Annotated in this window: 26 protein-coding genes and 1 pseudogene; 14 read left to right on the top strand and 13 right to left on the bottom strand. The window is 44.4% G+C overall.

The window, feature by feature from the left end:
* Positions 1 to 219: transposase (locus tag L5M71_RS19695; RefSeq protein WP_263220678.1), on the top strand; the 219-nt coding region annotated here is incomplete at its 5' end.
* Here the strand turns inward: L5M71_RS19695 and L5M71_RS19700 are convergent.
* The 7 genes from L5M71_RS19700 to L5M71_RS19730 all read right to left on the bottom strand — a co-directional run bounded on the left by L5M71_RS19700 (position 162) and on the right by L5M71_RS19730 (position 5610).
* Positions 162 to 650 (bottom strand): CSS-motif domain-containing protein, encoded by a 489-nt coding sequence (locus L5M71_RS19700; RefSeq protein ID WP_263209305.1) that lies wholly within the window; start codon positions 648 to 650, stop codon positions 162 to 164. The two genes, L5M71_RS19695 and L5M71_RS19700, sit on opposite strands and share 58 nt — an antisense overlap.
* Positions 651 to 893, bottom strand: a complete 243-nt coding sequence (locus tag L5M71_RS19705) for a hypothetical protein (RefSeq protein WP_263209306.1) — start codon at positions 891 to 893, stop codon at positions 651 to 653.
* Between the two features lie 160 nt (positions 894 to 1053).
* On the bottom strand, positions 1054 to 1926 hold the full coding sequence (locus tag L5M71_RS19710; protein WP_105250143.1) for a DMT family transporter: 873 nt from the start codon (positions 1924 to 1926) through the stop codon (positions 1054 to 1056).
* A 188-nt stretch (positions 1927 to 2114) separates the two neighbouring features.
* Positions 2115 to 2963: a 3-deoxy-8-phosphooctulonate synthase gene (gene kdsA, locus L5M71_RS19715; protein ID WP_105250144.1), complete on the bottom strand. Its 849-nt coding sequence runs from the start codon at positions 2961 to 2963 to the stop codon at positions 2115 to 2117.
* A gap of 58 nt (positions 2964 to 3021) precedes the next feature.
* On the bottom strand, positions 3022 to 4269 hold the full coding sequence (locus tag L5M71_RS19720; protein ID WP_105250145.1) for a DUF819 domain-containing protein: 1248 nt from the start codon (positions 4267 to 4269) through the stop codon (positions 3022 to 3024).
* A gap of 157 nt (positions 4270 to 4426) precedes the next feature.
* Positions 4427 to 5215 carry a SirB1 family protein gene (locus L5M71_RS19725; RefSeq protein WP_263209307.1) on the bottom strand — a complete coding sequence of 263 codons (789 nt, stop codon included), beginning with the start codon at positions 5213 to 5215 and terminating at the stop codon, positions 4427 to 4429.
* Positions 5215 to 5610: a SirB2 family protein gene (locus L5M71_RS19730; protein ID WP_006080263.1), complete on the bottom strand. Its 396-nt coding sequence runs from the start codon at positions 5608 to 5610 to the stop codon at positions 5215 to 5217. The genes L5M71_RS19725 and L5M71_RS19730 overlap by 1 nt, the downstream gene beginning before the upstream one ends.
* 119 nt (positions 5611 to 5729) lie before the next feature.
* Between L5M71_RS19730 and L5M71_RS19735 the strand changes: the two genes are divergently transcribed.
* Entirely contained in the window at positions 5730 to 6143 is a 414-nt protein-coding gene (locus tag L5M71_RS19735; RefSeq protein WP_263209308.1) for a GNAT family N-acetyltransferase, read from the top strand.
* Positions 6144 to 6278: 135 nt separating this feature from the next.
* Here the strand turns inward: L5M71_RS19735 and L5M71_RS19740 are convergent.
* Positions 6279 to 6395, bottom strand: a pseudogene (locus L5M71_RS19740) (protein-(glutamine-N5) methyltransferase, release factor-specific); the annotation flags it as partial.
* Between the two features lie 837 nt (positions 6396 to 7232).
* On the opposite strand from L5M71_RS19740, the gene L5M71_RS19745 reads away from it, so the two are divergent.
* Complete coding sequence (locus L5M71_RS19745; protein WP_263209309.1) at positions 7233 to 7784, top strand: porin family protein; 552 nt, start codon at positions 7233 to 7235, stop codon at positions 7782 to 7784.
* A 367-nt stretch (positions 7785 to 8151) separates the two neighbouring features.
* Here the strand turns inward: L5M71_RS19745 and prmC are convergent, their stop codons facing one another.
* The 3 genes from prmC to hemA are packed head-to-tail and all read right to left on the bottom strand — an operon-like array spanning position 8152 to position 11359.
* Positions 8152 to 9000 (bottom strand): peptide chain release factor N(5)-glutamine methyltransferase, encoded by an 849-nt coding sequence (prmC, locus tag L5M71_RS19750; protein ID WP_113939044.1) that lies wholly within the window; start codon positions 8998 to 9000, stop codon positions 8152 to 8154.
* Positions 9001 to 9002: 2 nt separating this feature from the next.
* On the bottom strand, positions 9003 to 10094 hold the full coding sequence (gene prfA / locus L5M71_RS19755; RefSeq protein ID WP_131523734.1) for a peptide chain release factor 1: 1092 nt from the start codon (positions 10092 to 10094) through the stop codon (positions 9003 to 9005).
* Between the two features lie 14 nt (positions 10095 to 10108).
* A complete protein-coding gene (hemA, locus tag L5M71_RS19760) occupies positions 10109 to 11359 on the bottom strand; it encodes a glutamyl-tRNA reductase (RefSeq protein WP_028761678.1) in 1251 nt (416 codons plus the stop codon).
* Between the two features lie 253 nt (positions 11360 to 11612).
* Here hemA and lolB point away from each other — a divergent pair, with 253 nt between their 5' ends.
* The 3 genes from lolB to L5M71_RS19775 all read left to right on the top strand — a co-directional run bounded on the left by lolB (position 11613) and on the right by L5M71_RS19775 (position 14173).
* A complete protein-coding gene (lolB, locus tag L5M71_RS19765) occupies positions 11613 to 12257 on the top strand; it encodes a lipoprotein insertase outer membrane protein LolB (protein ID WP_263209310.1) in 645 nt (214 codons plus the stop codon).
* Between the two features lies 1 nt (position 12258).
* A complete protein-coding gene (gene ispE, locus L5M71_RS19770) occupies positions 12259 to 13113 on the top strand; it encodes a 4-(cytidine 5'-diphospho)-2-C-methyl-D-erythritol kinase (protein WP_028761676.1) in 855 nt (284 codons plus the stop codon).
* Between the two features lie 112 nt (positions 13114 to 13225).
* Positions 13226 to 14173, top strand: coding sequence for a ribose-phosphate pyrophosphokinase (locus L5M71_RS19775; protein WP_006080255.1), 948 nt, complete (start codon positions 13226 to 13228; stop codon positions 14171 to 14173).
* Positions 14174 to 14372: 199 nt separating this feature from the next.
* On the opposite strand, the gene L5M71_RS19780 is transcribed toward L5M71_RS19775, so the two are convergent.
* Positions 14373 to 16235, bottom strand: coding sequence for a methyl-accepting chemotaxis protein (locus L5M71_RS19780; RefSeq protein ID WP_263209311.1), 1863 nt, complete (start codon positions 16233 to 16235; stop codon positions 14373 to 14375).
* Between the two features lie 450 nt (positions 16236 to 16685).
* Between L5M71_RS19780 and L5M71_RS19785 the strand changes: the two genes are divergently transcribed.
* Genes L5M71_RS19785 through L5M71_RS19795 form a run of 3 tightly spaced genes read left to right on the top strand, consistent with a single transcriptional unit; the run spans position 16686 to position 18756 of the window.
* Entirely contained in the window at positions 16686 to 17219 is a 534-nt protein-coding gene (locus L5M71_RS19785; protein ID WP_113939254.1) for an RNA polymerase sigma factor, read from the top strand.
* Positions 17219 to 17803 (top strand): anti-sigma factor, encoded by a 585-nt coding sequence (locus tag L5M71_RS19790; RefSeq protein WP_263209312.1) that lies wholly within the window; start codon positions 17219 to 17221, stop codon positions 17801 to 17803. Before L5M71_RS19785 ends, L5M71_RS19790 begins: the two co-directional genes overlap by 1 nt.
* On the top strand, positions 17800 to 18756 hold the full coding sequence (locus L5M71_RS19795; RefSeq protein ID WP_168824756.1) for a DUF4097 family beta strand repeat-containing protein: 957 nt from the start codon (positions 17800 to 17802) through the stop codon (positions 18754 to 18756). The genes L5M71_RS19790 and L5M71_RS19795 overlap by 4 nt, the downstream gene beginning before the upstream one ends.
* Before the next feature lie 71 nt (positions 18757 to 18827).
* Here L5M71_RS19795 and rsuA read toward each other — a convergent pair whose 3' ends face one another.
* The gene (gene rsuA, locus L5M71_RS19800; protein WP_263171674.1) at positions 18828 to 19580 is read right to left on the bottom strand and encodes a 16S rRNA pseudouridine(516) synthase RsuA; all 753 of its coding nucleotides are present in this window, start codon (positions 19578 to 19580) and stop codon (positions 18828 to 18830) included.
* A 78-nt stretch (positions 19581 to 19658) separates the two neighbouring features.
* On the opposite strand from rsuA, the gene L5M71_RS19805 reads away from it, so the two are divergent.
* From L5M71_RS19805 to L5M71_RS19825, 5 genes are all read left to right on the top strand, one after another.
* Complete coding sequence (locus L5M71_RS19805; protein WP_263171678.1) at positions 19659 to 20213, top strand: sugar O-acetyltransferase; 555 nt, start codon at positions 19659 to 19661, stop codon at positions 20211 to 20213.
* A 261-nt stretch (positions 20214 to 20474) separates the two neighbouring features.
* A complete protein-coding gene (locus L5M71_RS19810) occupies positions 20475 to 22559 on the top strand; it encodes a M13 family metallopeptidase (protein WP_131523741.1) in 2085 nt (694 codons plus the stop codon).
* Positions 22560 to 22776: 217 nt separating this feature from the next.
* Complete coding sequence (locus L5M71_RS19815; protein ID WP_131523742.1) at positions 22777 to 23562, top strand: RelA/SpoT domain-containing protein; 786 nt, start codon at positions 22777 to 22779, stop codon at positions 23560 to 23562.
* 171 nt (positions 23563 to 23733) lie between these two features.
* Positions 23734 to 24141, top strand: a complete 408-nt coding sequence (locus tag L5M71_RS19820) for an SMI1/KNR4 family protein (RefSeq protein ID WP_113939053.1) — start codon at positions 23734 to 23736, stop codon at positions 24139 to 24141.
* Between the two features lie 30 nt (positions 24142 to 24171).
* Positions 24172 to 24672 carry a DUF4447 family protein gene (locus L5M71_RS19825; protein ID WP_263169417.1) on the top strand — a complete coding sequence of 167 codons (501 nt, stop codon included), beginning with the start codon at positions 24172 to 24174 and terminating at the stop codon, positions 24670 to 24672.
* Positions 24673 to 24762: the final 90 nt, after the last annotated feature.

Consider the following 24762-nt stretch of genomic DNA (forward strand, 5'->3'; position numbering starts at 1 on the left):
CGGGACGGGAAATCTGTTATTCCAAGGCGCCGCTATAGGAATACACCTCAAGAAAGAGTCGATTGGTGCTTATATCGGTATCGACATTTAGTGGAGAATGCTTTTGGAAGAATTAAGCACTATCGAGCAATATCAACAAGATATGACAAGCTAGCAAGAAATTACGCCAGTATGGTGTCACTGGCGTTTATGTTAATGTGGCTGCCGATGTATTGCTGAACAACATTTGTACAGCAAAGATCAACAGACCCTAGTAACACTGAAAAATTGTGCTCATCAGAATCTAAAGTCATTACCTCATTTTTGATAAATCCGAGTGATTCAGGAATCGTTTTACCATTGATTGATAAAGCGACATTGATAACTGCGCTGGGAAACACATCGGGCTGTACAAAGGAATCTACTAAATATTGCCCTTCAATAATCACAGCGGCGCCGTGTTTAGATTTAGGGTCCCATTTAGATGACACTATCGCGGGCACCTCAGGCATAAAAGGCGTGCCCGTAATAATAAACTGGTTAGATATTTCAAGATTTTCGGTAGCACTAACAATGCTCAGGGGAGTATCAATATCACCAGTTTTAGATGAGCAATAAACATGTTGTGAATCATATATTAAAGCCGAGCGAAAGTAGGGTTGGAACAACATTTAGTTGTATAACTCTTGACACTCAGAATCCTTCAATGCCAATGCATAATGGCTGATTTCATTAGCATGGGACACCAAAGTATCAATATGACTCACATAAATAGCCCCCACACCTTTGACTTTATCTTCAACAAAATACTGTGCAGAGAGATAACTTGCGACAGCAGCAATTCCAATTGGAAACAATATGACTGCCAGCCATTGCCATAATGACAGATTTAATTTTGCTAACTTTTTTCGCATATATCCTTAACTCGCACAGCGCTCGGTTAAAAATGGTATCAAAATCTATGGAGCAAGACGTGTGTACATTTGTATCTCAGCGAATGTTTGCTTGATATAAACACACTGAATCGAGTTCTATTTTAGTCTAAAAAACCATCACACCTTCTATTAATTTAGTCTATTCCCACATCACCAAAATAGCGGCGATAGCGATCAAGACTAACCCTAGCATATCTTTTATCTTTACTTTTTCCTTCAGCCAAAAGGTGGCAATCAAGATCATAAAGAAAACTTCAACTTGACCTAAGGTTTTAACATAGGGCACAGCCTGCAACGACATAGCACTAAACCAACCGATAGAACCTAAACAACTGGCGATGCTTGTCAGTAAAGTCAACTTAGGTCGTTGCCATAATGCTATCAGCGTAAATTTATCCTTAAGCAACAAATAACTGACTAACAGCAAAGTTTGTAGGCCTATCACAAATAGCAACACCCAAGCTGCGCTATGGGGGAAACCAATATTCAAACATAAACTCGCTTCTCGTACCCAAAGCGATGTCAGCGCAAACGAAGTACCACAGGCTAAACCAATCAATACCGTATTGAGCGACAGACTTCGCAGGCCTTGTTTGGCACTCATGAGAAAAATTGCCACACCACCCAACAACACTCCCGACCAACCTAAAAGGGATAAATGCGTCCCAAAAAACACTGTGCCTAAGATCGCCGCGACCACAGCTTCACTCTTGGCTAGCCCAGCACCAACGGCAAAGTTCTGTTGCTTGAACAGTTTCACCATCAAGCCCGTCGCGAGGATTTGCATCGCCGATGCTCCAAGAATAAAACCGATAAAACGGTCGCTAAAATCGGGGATTCCGACATCCTGCCAAAGATATAAGCTCGCCAGATACACGGCGGCAATCGGCCCAGCCCAAATAAAACGCGCTAAGGTCACGCCCGCAACACTCACTTCTTTACTCAGCTGGCTTTGAAACGCATTACGCCAAGCCTGCATAAATGCCGCCAGCAAAGTGAGTAAGATCCACATAAAGGTATTCCGTAAAGAATCTAGTCGGCTATAAAAACAAGATCGTTAGGCAAAGCCCATCATAAAACATTAATGTTTCAGATAGCTACGGGGCTATACCAATCACATTCCTCGACTGAAAAACAAAAACCCCGAACGAGTCGAGGCTTTGGGATTAAGTCACTAATTCATTAAGTCTTAGCTTGCGATTACTTACTGGTATCGATTGGCTCGAAGGATTTCACCAAATCGTCAATTGCTTTCATTTGCTTCAGATAATTTTCTAACTGATGCAAAGGCAGCGCACATGGGCCATCACACTTAGCGTTATCAGGATCGGGGTGCGCCTCAATAAATAGACCAGCTAAACCCAGCGCCATACCACTGCGCGCTAACTCGGTTGCCTGTGCGCGACGTCCACCCGCTGAATCTGCACGACCACCAGGGCGTTGCAGCGCATGGGTCGCATCGAAAATCACCGGATAGCCAGATTGCTTCATCTCGTCCATACCCAACATATCAACGACTAAGTTGTTATATCCAAAGCTTGAACCACGTTCACACAGGATGATCTCGTCATTACCCGCTTCGTTAAACTTAGTGATGATATGGCGCATTTCATGTGGTGCTAAAAACTGTGGCTTTTTCACATTGATGATAGCGCCAGTTTTTGCCATCGCGACAACCAAATCTGTCTGGCGGGCTAGAAATGCAGGTAACTGAATAATATCAACTACTTCTGCCACTGGCGCACACTGATGCACTTCATGCACATCGGTGATCAAAGGTAAATTAAAGGTCTTTTTAATCTCTTCAAAAATCTTTAAGCCTTCCTCCATACCTGGACCGCGGTAAGAGTTGATCGAAGAACGATTCGCCTTATCAAAAGACGCCTTAAATATATAAGGGATCCCCAGCTTTTGAGTCACTTCGGCATAGGTTTCAGCAATCGACATAGCGAGATCGCGAGACTCAAGCACGTTCATGCCACCAAACAACACGAAAGGTTTATCGTTGGCAATCTCGATTGAACCTAGGTTTATGATTTTATTACTCATCGCAACTTCTCTCTAAAATGCTGGAACCTTTCCCAGCGGTGAATAGGAGCTAAGGCGGTTATACCGCAACTAACTGTAAAATTTGACCACAAATCCATGCCATATAGGTTCCTAACGCATAACCTAATACGGCTAACAGTACGCCCACGGGTGCTAAAGCGGGGTGAAATGCCGCCGCAACTACAGGGGCTGACGCAGCGCCACCCACATTCGCTTGGCTGCCTACGGCCATATAAAATAACGGGGCTTTAATCAGCTTAGCCACCAATAACATAAAGCTTGCGTGAACTATCATCCACACAATACCAATTAAAAAGTACAGTGGCGTATCGAGCACCTTACTCACATCCATATGTAGACCAATGGTCGCAACTAAGATGTAAAGGAAGGCTGAAGCCACTTTTGATGCCCCCGCCGCCTCTAAATGACGCACTGGGCTGAATGACATCGCCAAACCAATCGTTGTGACTATCACCACTAACCAGAAGAATTTAGAGGTTAAACTGTAATCTGCGGTCCAAGGATAGTTCACTTCAAAAAATGGCCCCAGAAAATCAGCGGCAATATGAGCAATACCTGTGATACCAAAGCCTACAGCGACAATCAGCATAAGATCGCGCAGATTAGGAATGCGTGCATTTTCAGCGTGATACTTTTCAACTTTATCTTTTAACGCTTCAATAGCAGAAGTATCCGCACCGGTTTTAGCATCGATCTCTTTCGCTTTTGAGGCCAGAAACAGCAGTACTGCCATCCAAATATTGGCGACTATCACATCGACTGTCACCATCACAGAGAAAATATTACCGCCTACGTCATAAATCTCTTTCATTGCAGCTTGGTTTGCGCCGCCACCAATCCAGCTCCCCGCTAAGGTCGTCATACCACGCCATACCGCATCGGGGCCATCGACCCCAATTAAAGAAGGTTCAATAACCGACACCAGCAACAAGGCGATAGGGCCGCCGATAACGATACCGACAGTGCCGGTTAAAAACATGATCAAAGCTTTCGGCCCTAAACTTAAAATAGCTTTTAAATCAACACTTAAAATCAATAAGACTAAACAAGCTGGCAGCAAATAACGGGATGCCACAAAATACAGTTGTGAGGTATTACCATCGATTACCCCAAAGGTATTCAATAACGATGGCAAGAAATAGCACAATAAAAGGGCGGGAATAAAACGATAAAACTTCTGCCAAAAAGGATGACTACTGCTACTGGTATAAAATACAAAACCTAGAATTGTCGCGAGTATTCCTAACGCCGTGGCATCGTTCGTCACTAAAGCCGTGCTTGTCATGCTAATTTCTCCCTGTTGATACAGTTATTATTTTTATTAGAGACTTAACTTTTAAGTCCCTGGGTCAAACTTCCATCTGCCCAGTGTTATTATTTTTTGCGGATTGAATTCGTTAATAAAAGTTGAATAAATAAGAAGAGCCCCGAAAGGCTCTGCTTTAGTGATAAACCTCGGCGTGTTCGTTTAATTCTTTGAGCTGCATCTTCACTATCTCGATCACGGGATCGTGAGGACTATTATCAACAAAATGCTGCAGATCGGCGGCAGCCACATTAATACAACCCAACTGTTGTGCAATAAACGCCCGCTCACGATTCAAATGCACATCGTCAACATGCCATTGCAACAGCAGACTGCAACACTCCATCGCTGCCTCAAATTGATGCGACACTATGCAACCCGCCTTAAGCTCATGCAGCATACGCGTCAGCAGTTTTTTCACCGTTGCAGGCTTTAAGTAACTTGCCTTAAGTTCAGCAGCATTACCTAACTCGCCGCGCACTAACACGTGCAACTGGTGACGGGTGAGTTCCTTGCCCGTTAAAGGATCCAAATAACTCACTTCACCGCTAATCTTACAACGCAGAACCGTATTGCCAGGTAGCAATATGGGTTCGAATTCAAGATCTAACTGCTTCGCCAGCAACATCAATACCGTCGCCAGCGTTGTACTATTACCTTGGCGACTAATTAAGCAAGTACCTAAATCTGCCGCCTCTGTACTGAAGTAGTTCTCACGAACACAAAAACCTAAATCCTCGTAAAACCAGTGCAACAGCGCATTAAAACGCTGTTGTTGATCAACCAAGTAATGACTTAATACGGCTCCCGCCATTTCAAACCAAGCCCATTTAGCGGCTTCAAGTTTAGAAAATCCAAGGTGCGCACCTACATCCAATGCCGACTCGGGCAATGAAATGCCATCTTGCAGAGTGTAGTTACCCATTAACCCAATAATACCGCTTGTTTAAAATGAGCCAATTTAGCAGCATAAACCAACCAACCTATCGCGCCTAAGTAAGCAAACACTTTGAACAATTTGTTTCTGTTCGCTTTTATGGCAATGGCGCCTAGGACAATGTAAGCAACTACAGCACCGATTTTTTCGGTCATCCAAGGATCCACAAAAGGAAATTGCTGGATCATAAAACACAAAGTTAAGCCCGACAGCAGTAGGAAAGTGTCGATAACATGGGGCGCTATCTTGAGCAGTTTCTTCTCCATCAGAGCCGATTGGCGCAGATGCAGAACAAAGCGCACGGTAAGCAGCAACACGCTCAACGCGATAAAGGTAAAATGCAGATGTTTAACCGCAGGATATAGACTGTAAAAAGTTTCCATTACGATACTTATGGCCAGTGACAAAGGCGCTAGTTTACCCTAATCCTTGACGGCATACCAATGCCTATCAGCCTAGATATTCAGAGCTAACATCATAAAAAATCAAACGAGAAGTGACGATGAATTTAAGCTTAATTAATGATGAATCAACCGAGTTCTCCGACGCTGTAAAACAAAAAATTGTCGAGTTCAACCAAGTCCAATGGCAGGGGCTTAGCCGTAAAAATCTCGGACTCAAACTACAGGACTCCGAAGGTAAACTGTTAGCAGGGATCAGCGGTAAAACCTTCGGCAATTGGTTGTTAATCGATTATCTGTGGGTCGATGATTCTTTAAGACACCAAAAAATCGGCACGCACTTGCTATTAGAAGCAGAAAGCCAAGCAAAAGCGCGCGGCTGCCAATTTGCTCTACTCGATACCTTAGATTTTCAAGCTAAGCCCTTTTATGAGCGCCACGACTATCGCGTGCAGTGGATACAACAAGCCTATCCAGAAACCGGCAGTAAATTTTTTATGGTAAAAGTGTTGTGATGTTTAAGGTTTAGGATCTTCACCTTACACCAACTTAAGGTCGCCCTATAGAAGACAAAAACGCCATTGGCAATAACCAATGGCGTTCGATAAATCGGCATAACTAGGTAAATATCTTCACTTAAAGCAGAGTTATTACTCCGCCCATTTACCCATAGTGCATCTGTCATTACTGCCAAAGTCTCGCACTGTGGCGACATTCTCATAGCCCAGTTCAATAAGCTTAGCTCTGAGTTTTACAGCTTGCTCAAAACGCTACAGTTTTACGGGTAATTCCGAGGAGAGCTCTTACCTGAATAAGGCCCAGCATGAAATCGCCCCCCCATCTTTTACGCAACTGATTATAAAATGGTTTATAAGCCACGCCAGCCTCAGTATTCATATGAATACCATTGAAGTTTCTATGTAGATCAGCTATGGCATCTACTTTGCCATCCCCCATGGCAGAGACCAGACAGGAGTGAGTGCCAGAGTACTAATATCGCAAAGTCGCTGGCAGAACCCTTGTTGCTTGGCAGTTTTATCCAACCAGATCTCATTGAAAAATCGCCTAATTTGTTAACCTGCGGTAACAATCGTTATAACTTGTGGATAGTGGTTAGTTTGTGTTTGGCGACTTAATCAGCTCACACCCAAAGCTTTTCTATCTATTTCTTATGCCTGCGCTAAAGATCCTGTCTATGGCATAATAGCATTACTAATTGTAAACTTATATTTTGAAATGCGTTTAATTTAACAATTACACTTAAGATAAAACAATCCTATCTCTTCTTGATAAAAATTAGTTTCAATCGCTAACGTTGCCACTTTGCACCTGATTATATAATAAACAAAATCTAATTCAGTCAACTTAAAACACTACGCATAAAAAGTATTAAGAACAATATCTACGATCTATTCATTCAACATCACAATAAATTATCACGGTGAAATATCGTAATAAAATCATTTAACTTGACTATACAGTTCTATATAGCAGCAAATTATCAGGCTTGCATACCAATTAAAGTAAGAGCGAGACATTTACAACATCAACTCAAACCTGTTACATTGTACATTCAAAGGATTAATGTGATTACAGGAAGTACAATGAAACGCTTATTTATACTTTTAGCTTTACTCATTTCCACTACAGCATCTAGCGCAGACGAAACCCATGGTTTCTCTGCAGGCTTGGGTTTAGGCTTAACAGAAGACTATGGGGGGATTACCCATTATGACTTTGCCTATCGCTATCAATTCACCCCAGATTGGGGAGTTGAAGTAGGTTACACACCATTTCAAAGTGAGCCTTTTACCGCAGCAATACATGGTGTTTTTGACGATTACATTTTGGAGAACTCTTATTCCTCTCGGCTTACTGGCACATATACATACCAAATATCAGCAAGACATAATGCGATATTTAAGGCCGGATTATCTCAATCTAAAGCTAATTATCAATTGAATGACTACGGAAATAGTGGTGATGATGTTATTACTATAGATGAGTATTCAGACGATGGATATGGCTTATATGCCGCATTAGGTTGGCGTTGTCGTTTTTATAATGGCTTCGAAATTATGACAACATTAGCCTACCAGGATTCTGGAGTATTTGAAATGACGAGCTTCACTGTAGGAATAGGCTACAGCTTCTAAGGCTATAAATTTAAAACCTTAATGCCAGTAAATACTGGCATTATGTTTCCAATAAAAATTTAATTTAGAATTCTAGAAAAAATCCATTTTCATCATAATTAATTACGTTATTTCTATTAACGCTATATAAAATTTATAGCAAATGCTGAAGAAAAACTTCCCATTCCACAGCTGATTAAACTATATCCTATAACTATATCTCCTAAGAATAGTCATATTATATTCACTGAAGACACTATTTTAAGAAAATACCTACACATAAAAAACGCTATTGCAGATTGGCAATAGCGTTATATTTAAGATGACAAGTTAATAAGTCTAAAGTCTCATCATTATTCTCTGGGTCATCGAATTTATTTTTAGTAACTTACTCCGCCCATTTGCCCATAGTGCATCTATCATTACTGCCAAAGTCTCGCACTGTGGCGACATTCTCATAGCCCAGTTCAATAAGCTTAGCTCTGAGTTTCACAGCCTGCTCAAAACCATGTTCGAGCAGGATATAGCCGTTAGGCTTTAAGTAATCTCGAGCTGTGTTGGCAATATAATAAAGATCGGCAAAGCCTTCCTCGGCGGCGGTTAACGCGCTTTGGGGCTCGAAACGCACGTCACCTTGGTGCAAGTGTTCGTCAGCTTCATCAATATAAGGCGGATTTGAAACGATTAAATCAAAGTCCCGCGACTTTACGGCACTGAACCAGTCACTCTGGAGAATTTCGACCTGTGGCAGCTTTAAGTTCTCGCGATTCGCGATAGCCAAAGCCACGGCATCATCGACTTTATCGACCGCGGTGATTTGCCATGACTCACGCTCAGAGGCCAATGCCAGCGCAATTGCCCCAGTGCCAGTGCCTAAATCGAGCACTTTGGCGTAGGTGGAAAGCGGCATGTTCAAGGCGGTTTCAACCAGAATTTCCGTATCAGGACGCGGGATCAAAGTGGTGTCGTTGACGATAAAAGGCAACGACCAAAATTCGCGCTCACCGACAATATGTGCCACAGGCACGCCCTTTTGGCGTTTCTGCACCATTTGCTGGAAGCGTTTCCACTGTTCAACCGTTAGGGATTTTTCAGGCCAAGTATACAAATAGCTGCGGCTTTTATTGAGGCAATATAACAACAAAACCTCTGCATCCAAATGAGCGGATTCAGAGGTTGATGCTAACTGCACATAAGCCCATTGCAGGGCTTCGGCTATGCTAGATTGATCTGACAAAATTACCCCTGCTCGTCAGCCAGTGCGGCTAACTGATCGGCTTGATGCTCTTGCATCAGAGGCAATAAAATAGCATCGAGATCGCCTTCCATTACTTCGTTCAAGCGATATAAGGTCAAGTTGATGCGGTGTTCGCTCACGCGGCCTTGCGGGAAGTTGTAAGTACGTACACGTTCGGAGCGATCGCCACTGGCAACCAGACTACGACGGGTCGATTCTTCGGCGCTGCGGCGTTTTTCGTCTTCAACAGCTTGAATACGTGCGGCCAGTACACTCATGGCTTGGGCACGGTTCTTGTGTTGCGAACGTTGATCTTGGCATTCCACCACGATCCCAGTAGGAATATGGGTGATTCGAATAGCTGAGTCAGTTTTGTTAACGTGCTGACCACCCGCGCCCGATGAACGATAAGTATCGACTTTCAGATCGGCTGGATTGATTGAAATCGCTTCCGCTTCAGGCACTTCGTGGAGTACCACAACAGTAACCGCTGAAGTATGCACACGTCCTTGGGATTCGGTTTCTGGCACACGCTGTACACGGTGGCCGCCGGATTCAAACTTAAGTTTGCCGTATACGCCGTCACCGCTGACCTTCATGATCACTTCTTTAAAGCCACCATGTTCACCTTCGTTACAGCTCATGATTTCGATCTGCCAGCGATTCGCTTCAGCATAACGGCTGTACATGCGGAATAAATCACCGGCAAAAATAGCCGCTTCATCGCCACCTGCACCAGCGCGGATCTCAACGAAGGCGTTTTTATCATCGTCAGGATCTTTTGGCAGTAATAGAATTTGCAATTCGTCTTCGAGCTGCTCGAGTTTGGCCTTAGCGGCTTTCATCTCTTCCTGCGCCATTTCACGCATTTCAGCATCGTCTTCTTCCAGCATTTCTTTGGCAGAATCGAGATCGGCCTGCGCTTGCTGATAGGCTTTAAAGCCAGCAACAACGTCTTCTAACTGGGCATATTCTTTCGATAACGCACGAAACCTGTCTTGATCAGAAATGACGCTAGCATCACCCAGCAAAGCCATGACTTCTTCATTGCGCTCGAGCAAGCCTTCCAGCTTGCGGATAACGGATTCCTTCATTTAACTCGCTAACCTTAGTTTTTATCTAATCCAAGCGCTGATCTTAACTGACCGAGAGTATTCAAATCGCCCTGACGACTCGCTGCCGTGAGGGCCTGTGTCGGTGCGTGGATAAGTTTGTTGGTCAGGCGATTGGCTAGTTCAATCAATACCTGCTCAGTGTCTGAGCCCTGAGCTAATTTATTCAAGGCGCGTTCCACTAACTCATCTTTTACCGCCATGCTCTGGCTGCGATACTCGCGAATACTGTCGACCGACTCTAAAGAACGGATCCAATCCATAAATAGGAAAGATTGTTCTTCAGTAATTACTTCAGCTTGCTCGGCGGCTTCTTTTCGAGAAGCCATATTCTGTTCAATAATGCTATGCAGGTCGTCCACTGTATACAGAAACGCGTCATCCAAATCGGCGACTTCCGGCTCAATATCCCGGGGAACTGCTATATCAACCAATAACATAGGTTGATGGCGACGCTGCTTTAGCGCTTTTTCGACCATGCCTTTACCTAGGATAGGCAGAGGGCTGGCGGTAGAGGATATCACGATATCGGCTTTTGGGAGATAATCTGGTATCTGCGCCAGTGTAATTGCTGTTGCGCCAAACTCCTCACACATGCCTTGGGCACGTTCTAACGTTCGATTTGCTACGACCATTGAAGCCACGCCGTTGTCTTTAAGATGCTTCGCAACCAATTCTATGGTTTCACCTGCGCCAATCAACAGTACTTTAGTGGTCGATATTGATGAGAAAATATGTTTCGCCATGCTTACCGCGGCAAATGCCACAGAAACTGCGGCGGCGCCAATTTCAGTGTCAGTGCGGACTTTCTTAGCGACTGAAAAAGTATTCTGAAAAAGTCTATCTATGGTTAGTGCAACCGTACCAGCCTCTTTAGCCTTAACGAACGCTTGCTTTACTTGACCGAGAATCTGCGGCTCACCAAGGATCAAAGAATCGAGCCCAGAGGCTACGCGCATCAAATGCCTGACGGCATCTTGACCGTGATAGTTATAGAGACAAGGTGCTACATCCTCATGATCTAGGCCGTGATACTCTTCAAGCCACGCAATAATGTCGGCCTCATCGCCATTGTTGCAATACAACTCAGTGCGATTACAGGTCGAGACAATAACGGCTTCACCCGAGCGTGTACGACTGGCCAGACTCTTCATAGCGTCATGAATTTTGTCCGGAGAGAAGGCTACTTTCTCACGCAGGTCTACCGTGGCTGTTTTATGGTTAATACCGATTGCTACAAGGCTCATCTGACTCTTTCTAGATTCTTGGCGACTCTCTTAATAAGGGCATTCTACTGAATTGGCCCAACTAAAAACAGAATACGCTTAACAAAACCGAATAAAGGTCTAACTTCTTACCTAAATTTTCTATCAATAATAGGTAAGGCAAAATTTGTCCCAAGGGAGCAAATCTAAGTGACCGCCGATGGAAATTTTACGTTTGGCATTGGTATTCTTTCCAAGCCCTCGTATCATAAGGACTTTGGTATATCAGTCATAGATGAATAATTTGAAGCGCCTCACAAAAACCATTTTCTCTTGTTTTACCTTAAGCGCCCTACTCTTACTGGCGGGGTGTGAAACCTTGCCGCCGATGACTGACTTAAGCCCAATCACAGTCAATAATGCGCGCCAAGCCAAAGCTTGGGAATTACAGGGAAAACTAGCGATAAAAACTCCCGACGATAAACTCAGTGCCAATATCTACTGGCGCCACAGTGAAGATCGCGATGAACTAACACTCACGACTATGCTAGGTACAACGGTGTTGACGCTTAATTCAACCTCGAACTCTGCTCATTTACATATCGATGGCAAAGATTTTCGCGACGATAATGCCCAGCGTTTACTCGAGCGCGTCAGCGGTTGGTCCATCCCCTTGGCCGATTTACCTTTATGGATCACCGGCCAAGTTGGCCCGAATGACCAAGTACTGGAAAGCGATAGCCAAGGCAAACCCAAACAGCTCACGAACACTCAAACCCCACCGCCTTGGCAGGTCACATTTTTAAGTTGGCAATCCCAGAGCGGCGCCAACGTGCCCCATCAATTAAAGCTTGAGCGTGGTGAGTTACAACTCAAACTACAATTGAATCAATGGCAAGCCCTCGGTAAGCCTGCAATCATACTCGAAGAGAAACCTTAGCATGCCCGCAGCAATTTCACGCCATTGGCCAGCACCAGCAAAGCTTAACTTATTCTTACACGTGAATGGTCGCCGCGCAGATGGTTATCATGAACTGCAAACCTTGTTTCAGTTTATTGATTACTGTGACATGCTCGATTTTAAGGTCACTGAAACCGCAGAACTGATTTTGCACTCCAATATCTCTAATGTTGTCGCCGATAGCGATAACTTAATTCTGCGAGCCGCAAAATCATTACAACAAACCACAGGCTTTACTGGCGGCGCCGAAATCTGGTTGGATAAACGTCTACCCATGGGCGGAGGTTTAGGTGGCGGCTCGTCAGATGCTGCCACCACCTTAGTGGCACTGAACACGTTATGGAACACCCAATTATCGACCGAAGAACTGGCTAAAATCGGCCTTAAATTGGGTGCCGATATTCCTGTTTTTATTCATGGTTTCGCCGCTTTTGCCGAAGGTGTAGGTGAACGCTTACAAGCGGTAAATCCGAGTGAGCCTTGGTACTTAATCATCGCACCCGATGCCCATGTTTCCACCGCTGAAGTATTCCAAGATCCACTTTTACCACGTGATACCCCGAAACTGGCCATAGATACCCTAATGAACCAACCTTGGGCAAATGATTGTCAAAAACTAGTCGTTTCTAAATACCCTCAAGTTGCCAAGGCATTAGGCTGGCTGCTAGAATATGCGCCGTCGAGAATGACAGGAACAGGCGCATGCGTGTTCGGGGAATTCACACAAAAGCAACAAGCTCTCGCAGCCTTGGCGAAATTACCGTCTGAAATGCAAGGATTTGTTGCACAAGGGATGAATCTTTCGCCGCTCATCACGCGACTCAGTCACCCTTAAACTACTTTCTTCTAGAGTAACCACTTAACGATAACGCCTCGGGTTCCTCCCGTCCCTACATCGTCGTTACTCTAGCCACTAAAATATAAAGCAAACGCCTGAGGTTCATACAGTGCCCGACATCAAGCTCTTTGCTGGGAACGCCACCCCCAGTCTCGCTAAAAAGATAGCCGATCGTCTATTTTGCAAACTCGGAGACGCAGTGGTTGGTCGTTTCAGCGATGGTGAAATCAGTGTCCAAATTAACGAAAATGTACGTGGGGCCGATGTGTTCATCATCCAATCCACTTGTGCGCCGACAAACGACAACCTGATGGAACTCATCGTGATGGTTGACGCGCTGCGCCGTGCATCTGCTGGCCGTATCACAGCGGTTATTCCTTACTTTGGTTATGCTCGTCAAGACCGTCGCGTTCGTAGCGCCCGTGTACCTATTACTGCAAAAGTGGTTGCCGATTTCCTGTCTAGCGTGGGTGTTGACCGCGTTCTGACCTGTGACCTGCACGCTGAGCAAATCCAAGGTTTCTTCGACGTTCCTGTTGATAACGTATTCGGTAGCCCAGTGCTGCTAGAAGATATGTTAGCGAAGAACTTAGATAATCCAGTCGTTGTTTCTCCAGACATCGGTGGTGTTGTTCGCGCTCGCGCAGTAGCAAAACTATTGGATGATTCTGATTTAGCGATCATTGATAAACGTCGCCCACAAGCGAACGTTGCGCAAGTTATGCACATCATTGGTGATGTTCAAGGTCGTGACTGCATTATCGTTGACGATATGATCGACACAGGCGGCACTCTGTGTAAAGCGGCTGAAGCCTTAAAAGAACATGGTGCGAACCGCGTATTTGCTTACGCAACTCACCCAGTCTTCTCTGGCAAAGCGGCTGAAAATATCGCTAACTCAGTGATTGATGAAGTGATTGTGACTGACACTGTTCCTTTAAGCCCAGAAATGTTGAAAGTGGCTAAAGTGACTCAGTTAACTATGTCTGCGGTACTGGCTGAGGCAATTCGTCGCGTAAGCAACGAAGAGTCTATTTCTGCCATGTTCCGTCACTAATAGTTCCGTCACTTATAGTTCTGTTACTGAACGTTCTGACTAATCTGAGTTGTACAATGCACAGTTTGCTGTTTTAACGAATCACTAAGCTTGCAGAGCTCATCACTCAGACATAAAAACGCACTCCTCGGAGTGCGTTTTTGTTAATGTATTTTTTAAGCTAGCTTTTGCTCATCAGATTAGAGTTGGCTTTTAAATATTAGATTTTAAAATTACTGACCGCACGGAATAAGAATTCAGCCTGCGCCTTAAGCTCATCCGATGCCGACGCATTTGCATCTGCCGCATGGGATGACTCCTCAGCGATATCGCGGATCACCACCACGTTCTTGTTCACTTCAGCCGCCACCATACTTTGCTCTTCAATAGCCGCCGCAATTTGAGTGCTCATGTCCATAATATTACGCACGTCGTTATTGATAAGCTTCAATAAAGCGCCAGCACTTGCCGCTTGTTCAGCGCTTTCAACGCCTTGTTTTTGGCTAGATTCCATCAATTGCACAATCGATCGGGTACGCGTCTGCAGGGTTTGAATGATGTTAGCAATCTCTTGGGTTGACGATTGCGTCCGCATCGCTAAGTTACGCACTTCATCGGCAACTACAGCAAAACCACGGCCCTGCTCACCCGCACGCGCCGCTTCAATCGCGGCGTTCAAGGCTAAAAGATTGGTCTGCTCAGCAATGCCGCGGATCACATCTAACACGCTACCGATAGTCTCGCTGTCACGTTCCAATTCATTAACGACCGCTGCTGAGCTATTCAACTGCTCAGCAAGTGACTGGATTTTATGTATCGTTTGCTCAACCTCTAATTGACCACTTTGGGCATTATCGTGGGTCTGACCCGCTTTTGATGCCGCTAATTCGGTTGTTTTAGCGATTTCCTCAATCGTTGCGCCCATCTCAGTGATTGCTGTTGCGACCATGTCGGTCTCATTAAGTTGTTGGCCCACACCTTCGGAGGCGAGCATGGCATTTTCTGAAACACGTTTACAGGAAGTGTTAATCGTTGCGACCGACTCAATCACTTGTTCAATCAGTTGTTGGAAGCTACTCACCATGCTATTGAAATGCTGTGCAATTTCACCAAGTTCATCTTGGGTGGAGGCATCGCACCTCAATGTCAGATCTTTACTCACCTCAATGCGAGAAATGATCTGCGTGATACGCTCAACAGGCGCGATAATACTGCGGATAATCAAGTAGGTAATAGTTGACAGCAGTAACGCAATAAAGATAAACACCGCAATACCGACATTAACGCTACGACTCTCAGCATCATCAATCGCCTTAAGAGCCAAGTTTTTCAAGTCACTCGTACTGCTCTCAGTTTGCTGGTTTGCAGCCAAAACTCGCGCCATAGTGCCATCCTTCTCTGTCAAACCGAGTTGCTGCTCTTTATTAATTAAGCTTTTAAAATCTTTATGATACTGAGTAATAAGCTCTTCAATTTTTCGTTGAGTATCAATATCGATACTCGAGGCATGAAGCTTGTCATTAAACTTACCAATATTAATATCGAAGGTTTCGACATAACTTAGCTCACGACGCAGCATAAAATCCTTTTCGTTACGCCTAAGTTGCAGCATTGCGGCTTCGAGTGCGGGCTGATCAAATTCCTTGAGTAGCGTTTCAACGTTATGCACCGCAGCTCGTAACGTACCGTACAAACCTGTTTTAGGTGTTAAGCCAATCTCTTGTTGTAGCTGCACCACTTCAGAAAAAGCGGCTTGATACTGATTTAAATTACGGTCAAAACTTTCAAGTGAGGCAGTCGACACCCCATATTCTTTAAAGACTTTCTCTAACTCAGGGACAATACTGTCGATTGCCATGTGGCTTTGCTTATGCAGCTCGACATATTTCAAATCCTTGCGAGCGAAAAAGTCCTTTTCATTTTTACGCAAAATTAAGACGTCGCGCTCTAAATCAAGCACACTTTGAGCCGCGTTAGAAAGTTCCGATTTCACCGAATTTGAATAGAGTTGTAATCCAAACATGGCAATTAGTGCCGAAATAGACACTGCAGCACTGAGTAACAACTTTGAGCGGATAAACATAGAAAGTCCCCGAATATGTAATCTATCTTAAAAAGATAGCTGGAAATTAAGCCTTTAACAGCGCAAACATAGCAATACATTAAAAGTTCACATCAAATACTTTGATAGCTTGTCGATTTAAGCTCCCATACTGTGAGTAGCGCATTATTTTTAACTTATTTTTAGCTTGGTGCTTCAGGGTGATACCCTACCGTTACTACAAAGTATTTCGTTTTAATTACGTTAAATATACCGTCTCAAAGCAGATGTAATTACCATAATATCAATTAGTATAAAATGAATTACTTCATTAGCTTAGTAGTAATTTTTCGGGCGAATTCTACTACAAATTACAAAAATATTACGCTGGATCATTGTTCTAAATAAAATATATTTTTTAAGGTTCCAAACCTTTTGTAGCGCCCACTGCGTCAAAACTACAACACTCAATCATTATGGCAGGAAATTACAGTGACAGCAGGGATCCTCCCACTCAATGGCTCAATGTCTGACTTTGAACTGGTCACCTTAGCGAGCCAAGGAGACAGAACTGCCTTCAAGTTGCTTTATCAAAGCCATTACCAACGTATTTACGCCCTATCACTGCGCCTTTGCGGCCATAGCGCTATGGCCGAAGAAATTACCCAAGAGTGTTTTATTTTAGTGTGGCAGAAGTTGCCACAATTTCGAGGTGAGAGTCAGTTTTCCACTTGGTTACACAGTATTTGTGTCAATCAAGCATTGAGCAGCATTCGTAAACAAAAGTCCTTTTGGTCACGATTTATTCCGCTGGAACAAGAAACTGAACCCTTAAGCTCTGATAGCAGCTATAGCGGATTAGATAAGTTAATTTTCAAACTGCCAGAACGCGCTCGCATGGTTTTCGTACTCTGTGCAATCGAAGGTTATCAACATGATGAAATCGCTGACTTACTCGGCATTGCCGTCGGCACCAGCAAGACCCAATACCATAGAGCTAAGCAACTACTACAGGAGATGCTGTAATGACGTTAACGCCGCTTTCCCGTGAACAACAGCTTGAGCAATTGCTCAATAGCGCGCCCAAAGAGATGTCGCCTACACATGATCTGTGGCAAGGCATTGAAAAGCGTATGGACAAACCGCTGGTTTCCCAAACACGCCAATCCCAGAGCGGCCGACAGTGGGCGATAGCCGCCTCCTTTATCATGCTAGTGGCATTGGGATATACCCAATTGCCCTATTTCAACTCATTCATAATGCAGCAGACAGAGCTTGCCCAGAACCAAGCTATGCCAGAGCAACCAGAGGATGTGGCCTTACATTTATTACTCACCCAAATTGCAACATCACACCAAGCGCAAGTGGACAACCTAGAACAGGCGCCAAATGCGCTAATGTGGCAAACGAGCAGCTTCAGCGCACCCGTTGAGCAAGGTTTAACTGAGCTAAGGCTCGCAGCAACACAGATTTACCAAGCTTTACAAGCGAATCCAACCGATAAACAACTTTGGCAACTGTGGCTTTGGGTGCAGCAGCGTGAGCTCGACCTATTACAACAGGGCCAAAAATTACCCATTAGAAACTCGACACAAGGAAACACCCTATGAGTAACCTCAATCTCACTAAAGCTAGCCTATTGGTTTCGACACTCTGTTTAGGCTTAATGGGCAATGTGTTAGCAGCACAAAGCGTTGATAAACAGTTAAGTGTCAGCAGCGACACTCAACTGCAGATCAAAGTCCAACGCGGTGATGTGACCATTCAAACATGGGATAAGAGTGAAGTGAGTGTCACTGGCACATTAGATGAATTGAGCGAAGGCTTTGTGTTTGAGCAACAGGGAAATAGTCTCAATATCGAAGACAAGATGCCTCGCCACTACAATGGCAATAATGACAAAGGATCACAGCTCACCATTAAAGTCCCAAAAACGGTTAAACTCAGTGCAGATACCATATCTGCCAATCTGCAAGTTGCCGAAACTCAAGGTGAACTAGATTTGAATACGGTAAGCGGCAATATCAACGCCAACAACTTAAGTGGTAAACCTGAGTTACATACAGTCTCTGGTGATATCACGACCAAAGCTCTTGATGGAAAAATCAAATTAGAAACCGTATCCGGCACGATTCAGGACACTGACAGTAAAGGAGAAATGAATTATCGCCTCGTTAGCGGTGACTTAAAAAGCCACACTCAAGCAGAAAAAGTCACGATTGAACAAGTCTCAGGTGAAGTGAATGCTAACTTTAGTGTCACCAAGGAAATCGAGCTCAGAACCGTCAGCGGAGATTCACAAGTGTCACTCGCTAAAAACTTCAACAAAGCGAATTTAGAAAGTGTGAGTGGCGATATTACCGTGATCTTTAATGATGTTCCCGATGCAAGCTTCAACTTAGATGGTGGTCCTGGTGGAAAAATCAACAACGGTTTAACCCAAGATGTACCGCAAAAACAAAAATATGTACCAAGCACAGAGTTATCATTCCAAACAGGCTCTGGTGCAGCCAACGTGAAGATGAATACCATCAGCGGTCATCTGATTTTAAAGAAACAGTAATAAAAGCTATTTAGCACAAATAAAAATGCCGCCAAAGTAAAACTCGGGCGGCATTTTTTATATCAAACTCATCAGACTGAAGCTATCTCTTCAGCCGTCAAATATCGCCATTCACCCAGTGCTAAGGTGGGGTCTAATTCAATTTGCCCTACACTTTCACGATGCAACCCTTGCACATGGTTGCCCACAGCGGCAAACATACGCTTCACTTGATGATACTTACCTTCGGTGATGGTTAATCGCACTAATTGTGGATCAATAATCTCCAGTAACGCTGGCTTAGTTAGACCATCTTCACCGCGCAATTCAACGCCAGCGGCAAATACCGCAATCAAACTAGCATCCACAGGCTCAGCGAGTTGCACTAAATAGCGTTTGCCACATTCTTTCTTCGGTGAGGTGATCTTATGCGACCATTGGCCATCACTGGTAATCAACACGAGACCTGTAGTATCGGCATCTAAACGACCAGCAATGTGCAAAGTTTCTGGCTTAGGCACATCCACTAAGCTCAATACCGAAGGGTAGGTTTCATCTATCGTCGAGCAAATAGTGTCTACCGGTTTGTTAAGCATTAAATAACGCTCGCCCACTAAGACAATCGGCTCGCCTTCAAGGCAAACACACATACCTTCAGTCACTTTAAAACCCGAGTCTTTAACGACTAAGCCATCACAAGTAATATCACCGCGGTGCAGGGCTTTTTTCGCTAATGAGCGAGTCAGCGAGGTACTCTCACAGATAAATTTGTCTAAACGCACGTTAATACTCAACTTCAATAAAGAAAACTGCCGTATTATGAAGCCGACCAGTTCAAAGGGCAAAGAATTGCTGCTCAACGCGAGCTGTGTTTCTATATTAGCCCTTACGCATTGACAGCAATCACCATAGGGAAAGATGCTATGACTGAATTCCAAAAGATGATCACAGGCCAAGAATATGATTGTCTTGACAGCGAACTCTTAAGTTTAAGAGCACAACAGCAGCGACTGAATCGACAATTAAATCAAACGATTGCTCAAAATAGCACTGAGTACACACAACTCTGCCAACAACTTCTGCCCCTTAAATCGCCAGTCGCAACTATCTCCACGCCGATTTTTATCAGTTATGGCATCAATCTTACTCTTGCTGACAGAGTGTTCATCAATGTCAATGTCACCTTGCAGGATAATGCCCCCATTTTTATTGATGAACAGACTATGATTGGCCCCAATGTACAGTTTTATACCTCAAGTCACCCACTTGATGCCGAGCTACGTTGCTCAGGTTTGGAAACCGCTAAAGCGATTCACATCGGTAAACGGGTATGGATTGGCGGCGGCGCAATCATAATGCCAGGAATCAATATTGGTGATGATGCCGTCATCGGTGCTGGCGCCGTAGTGACTAAAAATGTCGCAGCCAAAACAGTGGTTGCAGGTAACCCTGCAAAACTAATTAGGCAACTGAATTAACCCTATTTTAAAATGATAAATCGAAGTGCTCGCTTACCTGAAAAGGCCTGCATACGGTAACTTTACAGCTACTGACTTAAATATGCTAACTGGTAACCTTTAGTTACATATCACTCAAGATAAATCCACGATAAACACTGTAATGACCTTGTTTCGATTCCTAGTAAGGCATTAACATAGTTCATTGCGCCTGAAGCAATCCCATTTTGCCAAAATAACAGCCCCAATAATGGGCACAATAATAAACTCGAAGGAAACAACATGAGAAAAGTACTCATTGGGGGACTGTGTGCCTCACTTATCGCAGGCCTGACTGCCTGTAATGACAAGGCTGCCGAAGTTAAAGCACCTGAAACTGCTAAAACAGCCACCGCAGCGGCAGTGACTCAAGCACTAGGTTCTGGAATTGAATTTGCTAATTTTGATAAAGCGATTCGTCCACAAGACGATTTCTACAAATACGTTAACGGCACTTGGCTAAAAAACACTGAAATCCCAGCCGATCGCACTAGCATTGGCGCTTTCTACGATTTACGTGAAAAATCACGTGACGACGTAAAAGCCATTATCGAAGAAGTGGCTGCAACACCCAACCTCGCAGTTGGTACAGATGAGCAAAAAGTGGCCGATTTATATCGTTCATTTATGGATACTGAGACACTCAATAAACTGGGAGTCACACCAATCCAAGGCGAATTCGATGCTATTAATGCCTTAAAAGATAAGAATGAATTAGTGAAGTACTTCGCCCACAGCCAAATCGCTGGCGCGGGTACCCCAATAGCATTTTATATCGATATCGATGCGAAAAACTCTAGCCGTTACGCAACACATCTCTATCAATATGGTCTAAGCCTGCCAGAGAAAGACTACTACTTTAACGAATCAGAACGCTTCGTTAATATCCGTAAGGCATATGTCGCCCATATCGAAAAAATGTTTACCCTTGCGGGTCTTGCTAACCCTAAAGCCAGTGCTGAAGCTATTTTAGCCTTAGAAACGGCGATTGCTGCTAAGCATTGGGATGTGGTTGAAAATCGCGACAGCACTAAAACCTACAATCTATATCAAGTCAAAGATCTGCCAACACTGGCACCAGATATCGATTGGGCAGGCTACTTAGCCGCTCTTGGCGCTGACAAGCAAACCGATATCATAGTTAACCAACCTAGCTATATCCAAGGGTTAAACGAAGTTTTAAAAACGACTGAGTTAGCCACTTGGAAAACCTATATGCAATGGCAAGTGCTGACGCACGCGGCGAGCAATCTAAGTGAAGCGTTAGACAATGAAAACTTCGCTTTCTTCTCTAAAACCTTAAATGGTCAAGAAGAACAAGAACCTCGTTGGAAGCGTGGCGTTGCAGCCGTCAATGGCGTTCTTGGTGAAGTTGTGGGTAAAGTGTATGTCAAACGTCACTTCACTCCAGAAGCCAAAGACCGTATGCAAGCACTGGTTGAAAACCTGCGTGGTGCTTACGGCGACAGCATCAAAGAATTAACTTGGATGAGCGACAGCACTAAAGTGGCTGCGGCGGATAAATTAGCAAAATTCAACCCGAAAATCGGTTACCCGAACAAATGGGAAGATTACAGTAAGCTGACCATCAAGGCAGACGACTTAGTCGGTAACGCTATGCGTGCCAGTGAAGTTGAACATGCTAAATCATTAGCCAAACTGGGCGCGCCAATCGATAAAGACGAATGGCACATGACGCCACAAACGGTTAACGCTTACTACAACCCAACCATGAATGAAATCGTATTCCCTGCTGCAATTCTGCAACCACCCTTCTTCAATTTGGCGGCTGACGATGCAGTCAACTACGGTGGTATTGGTGCGGTAATCGGCCACGAAATGGGCCATGGTTTTGACGACCAAGGCGCTAAATTCGATGGCGAAGGCAATATGCGTGATTGGTGGACAGAGCAAGACTTGAAAGAGTTCTCTGCTCGCGGCAAAGCGCTAATCGCACAGTACGATGGTTACGCAGTGTTTGATGATCTGCATGTCAACGGCAGCTTAACCTTAGGCGAAAACATTGGTGACTTGTCAGGTGTGACTATCGCTTATCGTGCTTATAAGAAATCGCTTAACGGTAAAGATGCACCCGTTATCGATGGCTTAACGGGCGATCAACGTTTCTTCATCGGCTTCACGCAAATTTGGCGCGCAAAAGCCAAAGAAGAAGCCATGCGTAACCGCGTAGCGACCGATCCACACTCACCTGCGGAATTCCGCGCACTGGGTGCACTATCTAACATGCCTGAGTTCTACACTACATATGATGTAAAACCTGGCGATGCTATGTATATCGCACCAGAGAAACGCGTAAAAATTTGGTAAGCCAAATTTAAATCACTGTTCAGCGGCATAAGCTGGCCAACAATGGCGCTCACTGTTACAGGTGGCGCCATTTTTATTTCCTTAAACCACTGAGTTATGAATGTGAACCCATGCGCAAGATGAACAAGTCTTCATGGTTGGTTCAGCTTTAATTAAGCAATAGAAGCCTATGGTGGATGCGTGACCTGAATAACTCACCCATAAGGAAGTAGGCCGCATGACTAAGTTATTTCGTACCTTTTTTATTTTTCTACTCTTATTATCGAGCCGCGCTGGTGTAGCAAATCCTCTCGACATCAGTGACAGTAAAGCAGAACGTGGTAATTACAGTGCAAGACAGGCATCAAGCCATGACCTACAAGGTCTATATGCACTCAGCAGTCAGACCTTCGATGCGCCTCATCAATCCTCGAATGACTTATCCGTGCTCCATCACCAAGCCTATGATGCACAAGCTGAGCTCGCCCAATTACTCACCAAAATTGCCCATTATTCACAGGCACAAGTGATTGTTCCGCCAGTAAAGAGTTACCAAAGAGCAGCCGATAAAGTGGCCACAAAATTTAACGGTGATGCCAGCCAAATTACCGACCTTGCAAGGGCAAGTATTGTGACCGACAGCATTCAAGATCTGATGCAGGCCTACCAAACTTTGAATGAGCACACCCAAGTTGTGAAACAAAAAAACCGCTTTGCCGAACCTAAAGCCTCCGGCTATCGCGATCTCAATCTACTGGTACGCTTACCCCAATCAGGCATGATTGCTGAAGTGCAATTACACCTACAGGATATCGCTGATATCAAAAATGGTCCTGAACATAAGGTATATGAAAAAGTACAGAGGATTGAGGCCAATGCTCGTAAACAACAACGTTCACTAAGTGAGTTTGAACTCGCGCAGATTGCCCAATTACGTCAAGAATCACATAAGTTGTACCACAAGGCATGGCTTAACTATAAACGGGTTGATGAAGCCAGTTTATTAAGAGCATCAGTCGCTTAACTAAAAAGCTTCCACTCTTGCGCTGGTTATCTGTAAAGGTACCAGCGCCTTTTTTTATATTTTACAACGCCTGAAACATCATCTTAATAAGGTGTAAAAAAGCACTCTCTCGCATCAAAGTGCCATTTGAGTATATAATCCCGCGCCATAGCCCTATCAGCAGGAAATGCCATGCACGACATTATTGAGCAACTCCAAGAACGCAGCGAAACTGTTCCTGTACCACTCGAATTACCCACATTTGAGCAGCTCGTCGAAGTCGAAGAGCAAATCCTGATTTCATTGCCAAGGGAGCTAAAAGAATACCTGCTGTATGCCAGTGATGTGATTTACGGCACGATAGAGCCAGTAACAGCATCGGATCCCTACTCGCACACCTACCTGCCCGAAGTGACTTGCTATGCGTGGTCCATCGGTATGCCAAGGGACATGATTGCCATTTGTCAGCAGGGTGATGCTTTTTACTGTATCGACCAAGATGGTCAAGTACATTTCTGGAAAAACGGCGACTTTACCGATATCTATTGGGAGTCGTTTTGGGAATGGGTTGAAGAAATCTGGTTAAAGATCAAATACTAATTTTACTTTTATTGCATTGAGAACACGATTATGTCTAAGAACATTGGCTTGAATGCCATCGAAATGAGCTACTTACGCCAGTCACTCAGCTTAAGCGCGGCTCAAGTTGGTGCTCTGACTAACCATAGCGAAGCCGATGTCCTCGCCTGGGAAAGCGGTGAACAACTGCCACCTGAGCTGGCGCAAAAGAAACTGCTTGATATTGATGACATCATTGAGATGCAAGTGCTCAACACCTGCGATGGTATCGAAGAACTATTTAAGAAAGAACCTAAGCGTCACTTAGCCTTCGTGGTCTACCCCACTCAAGCGGTTTACACACAATACAACCCAGAATTCTTAAGTTCACTGCCTTTTACTGAGCTGTACAACACGGCCGCTTGGCGCATCAAGAAAGAGTGCAAACTGGTCCTAGAAGTCGACGTCAGCCTAGTGGCTCTCGACGTGGAGGCCTACAAAGCCTTCCGTGAACCGACCAAAATGAGTGAAAGCCGCGAAAGTCGTGCAAAGTGGGCAGCGACGCAGTTATAAACTCAACCGTCACAAGTTTAACCCTATAAAAATAAAGGCCAATATCATTATTGGCCTTTTTTATTAGAGATCACACCACCCATCATAAAT

Origin of the sequence: Shewanella sp. SW1, from assembly GCF_025653545.1 — a bacterium.
Taxonomy (GTDB): Bacteria; Pseudomonadota; Gammaproteobacteria; order Enterobacterales; family Shewanellaceae; genus Shewanella; species Shewanella oncorhynchi.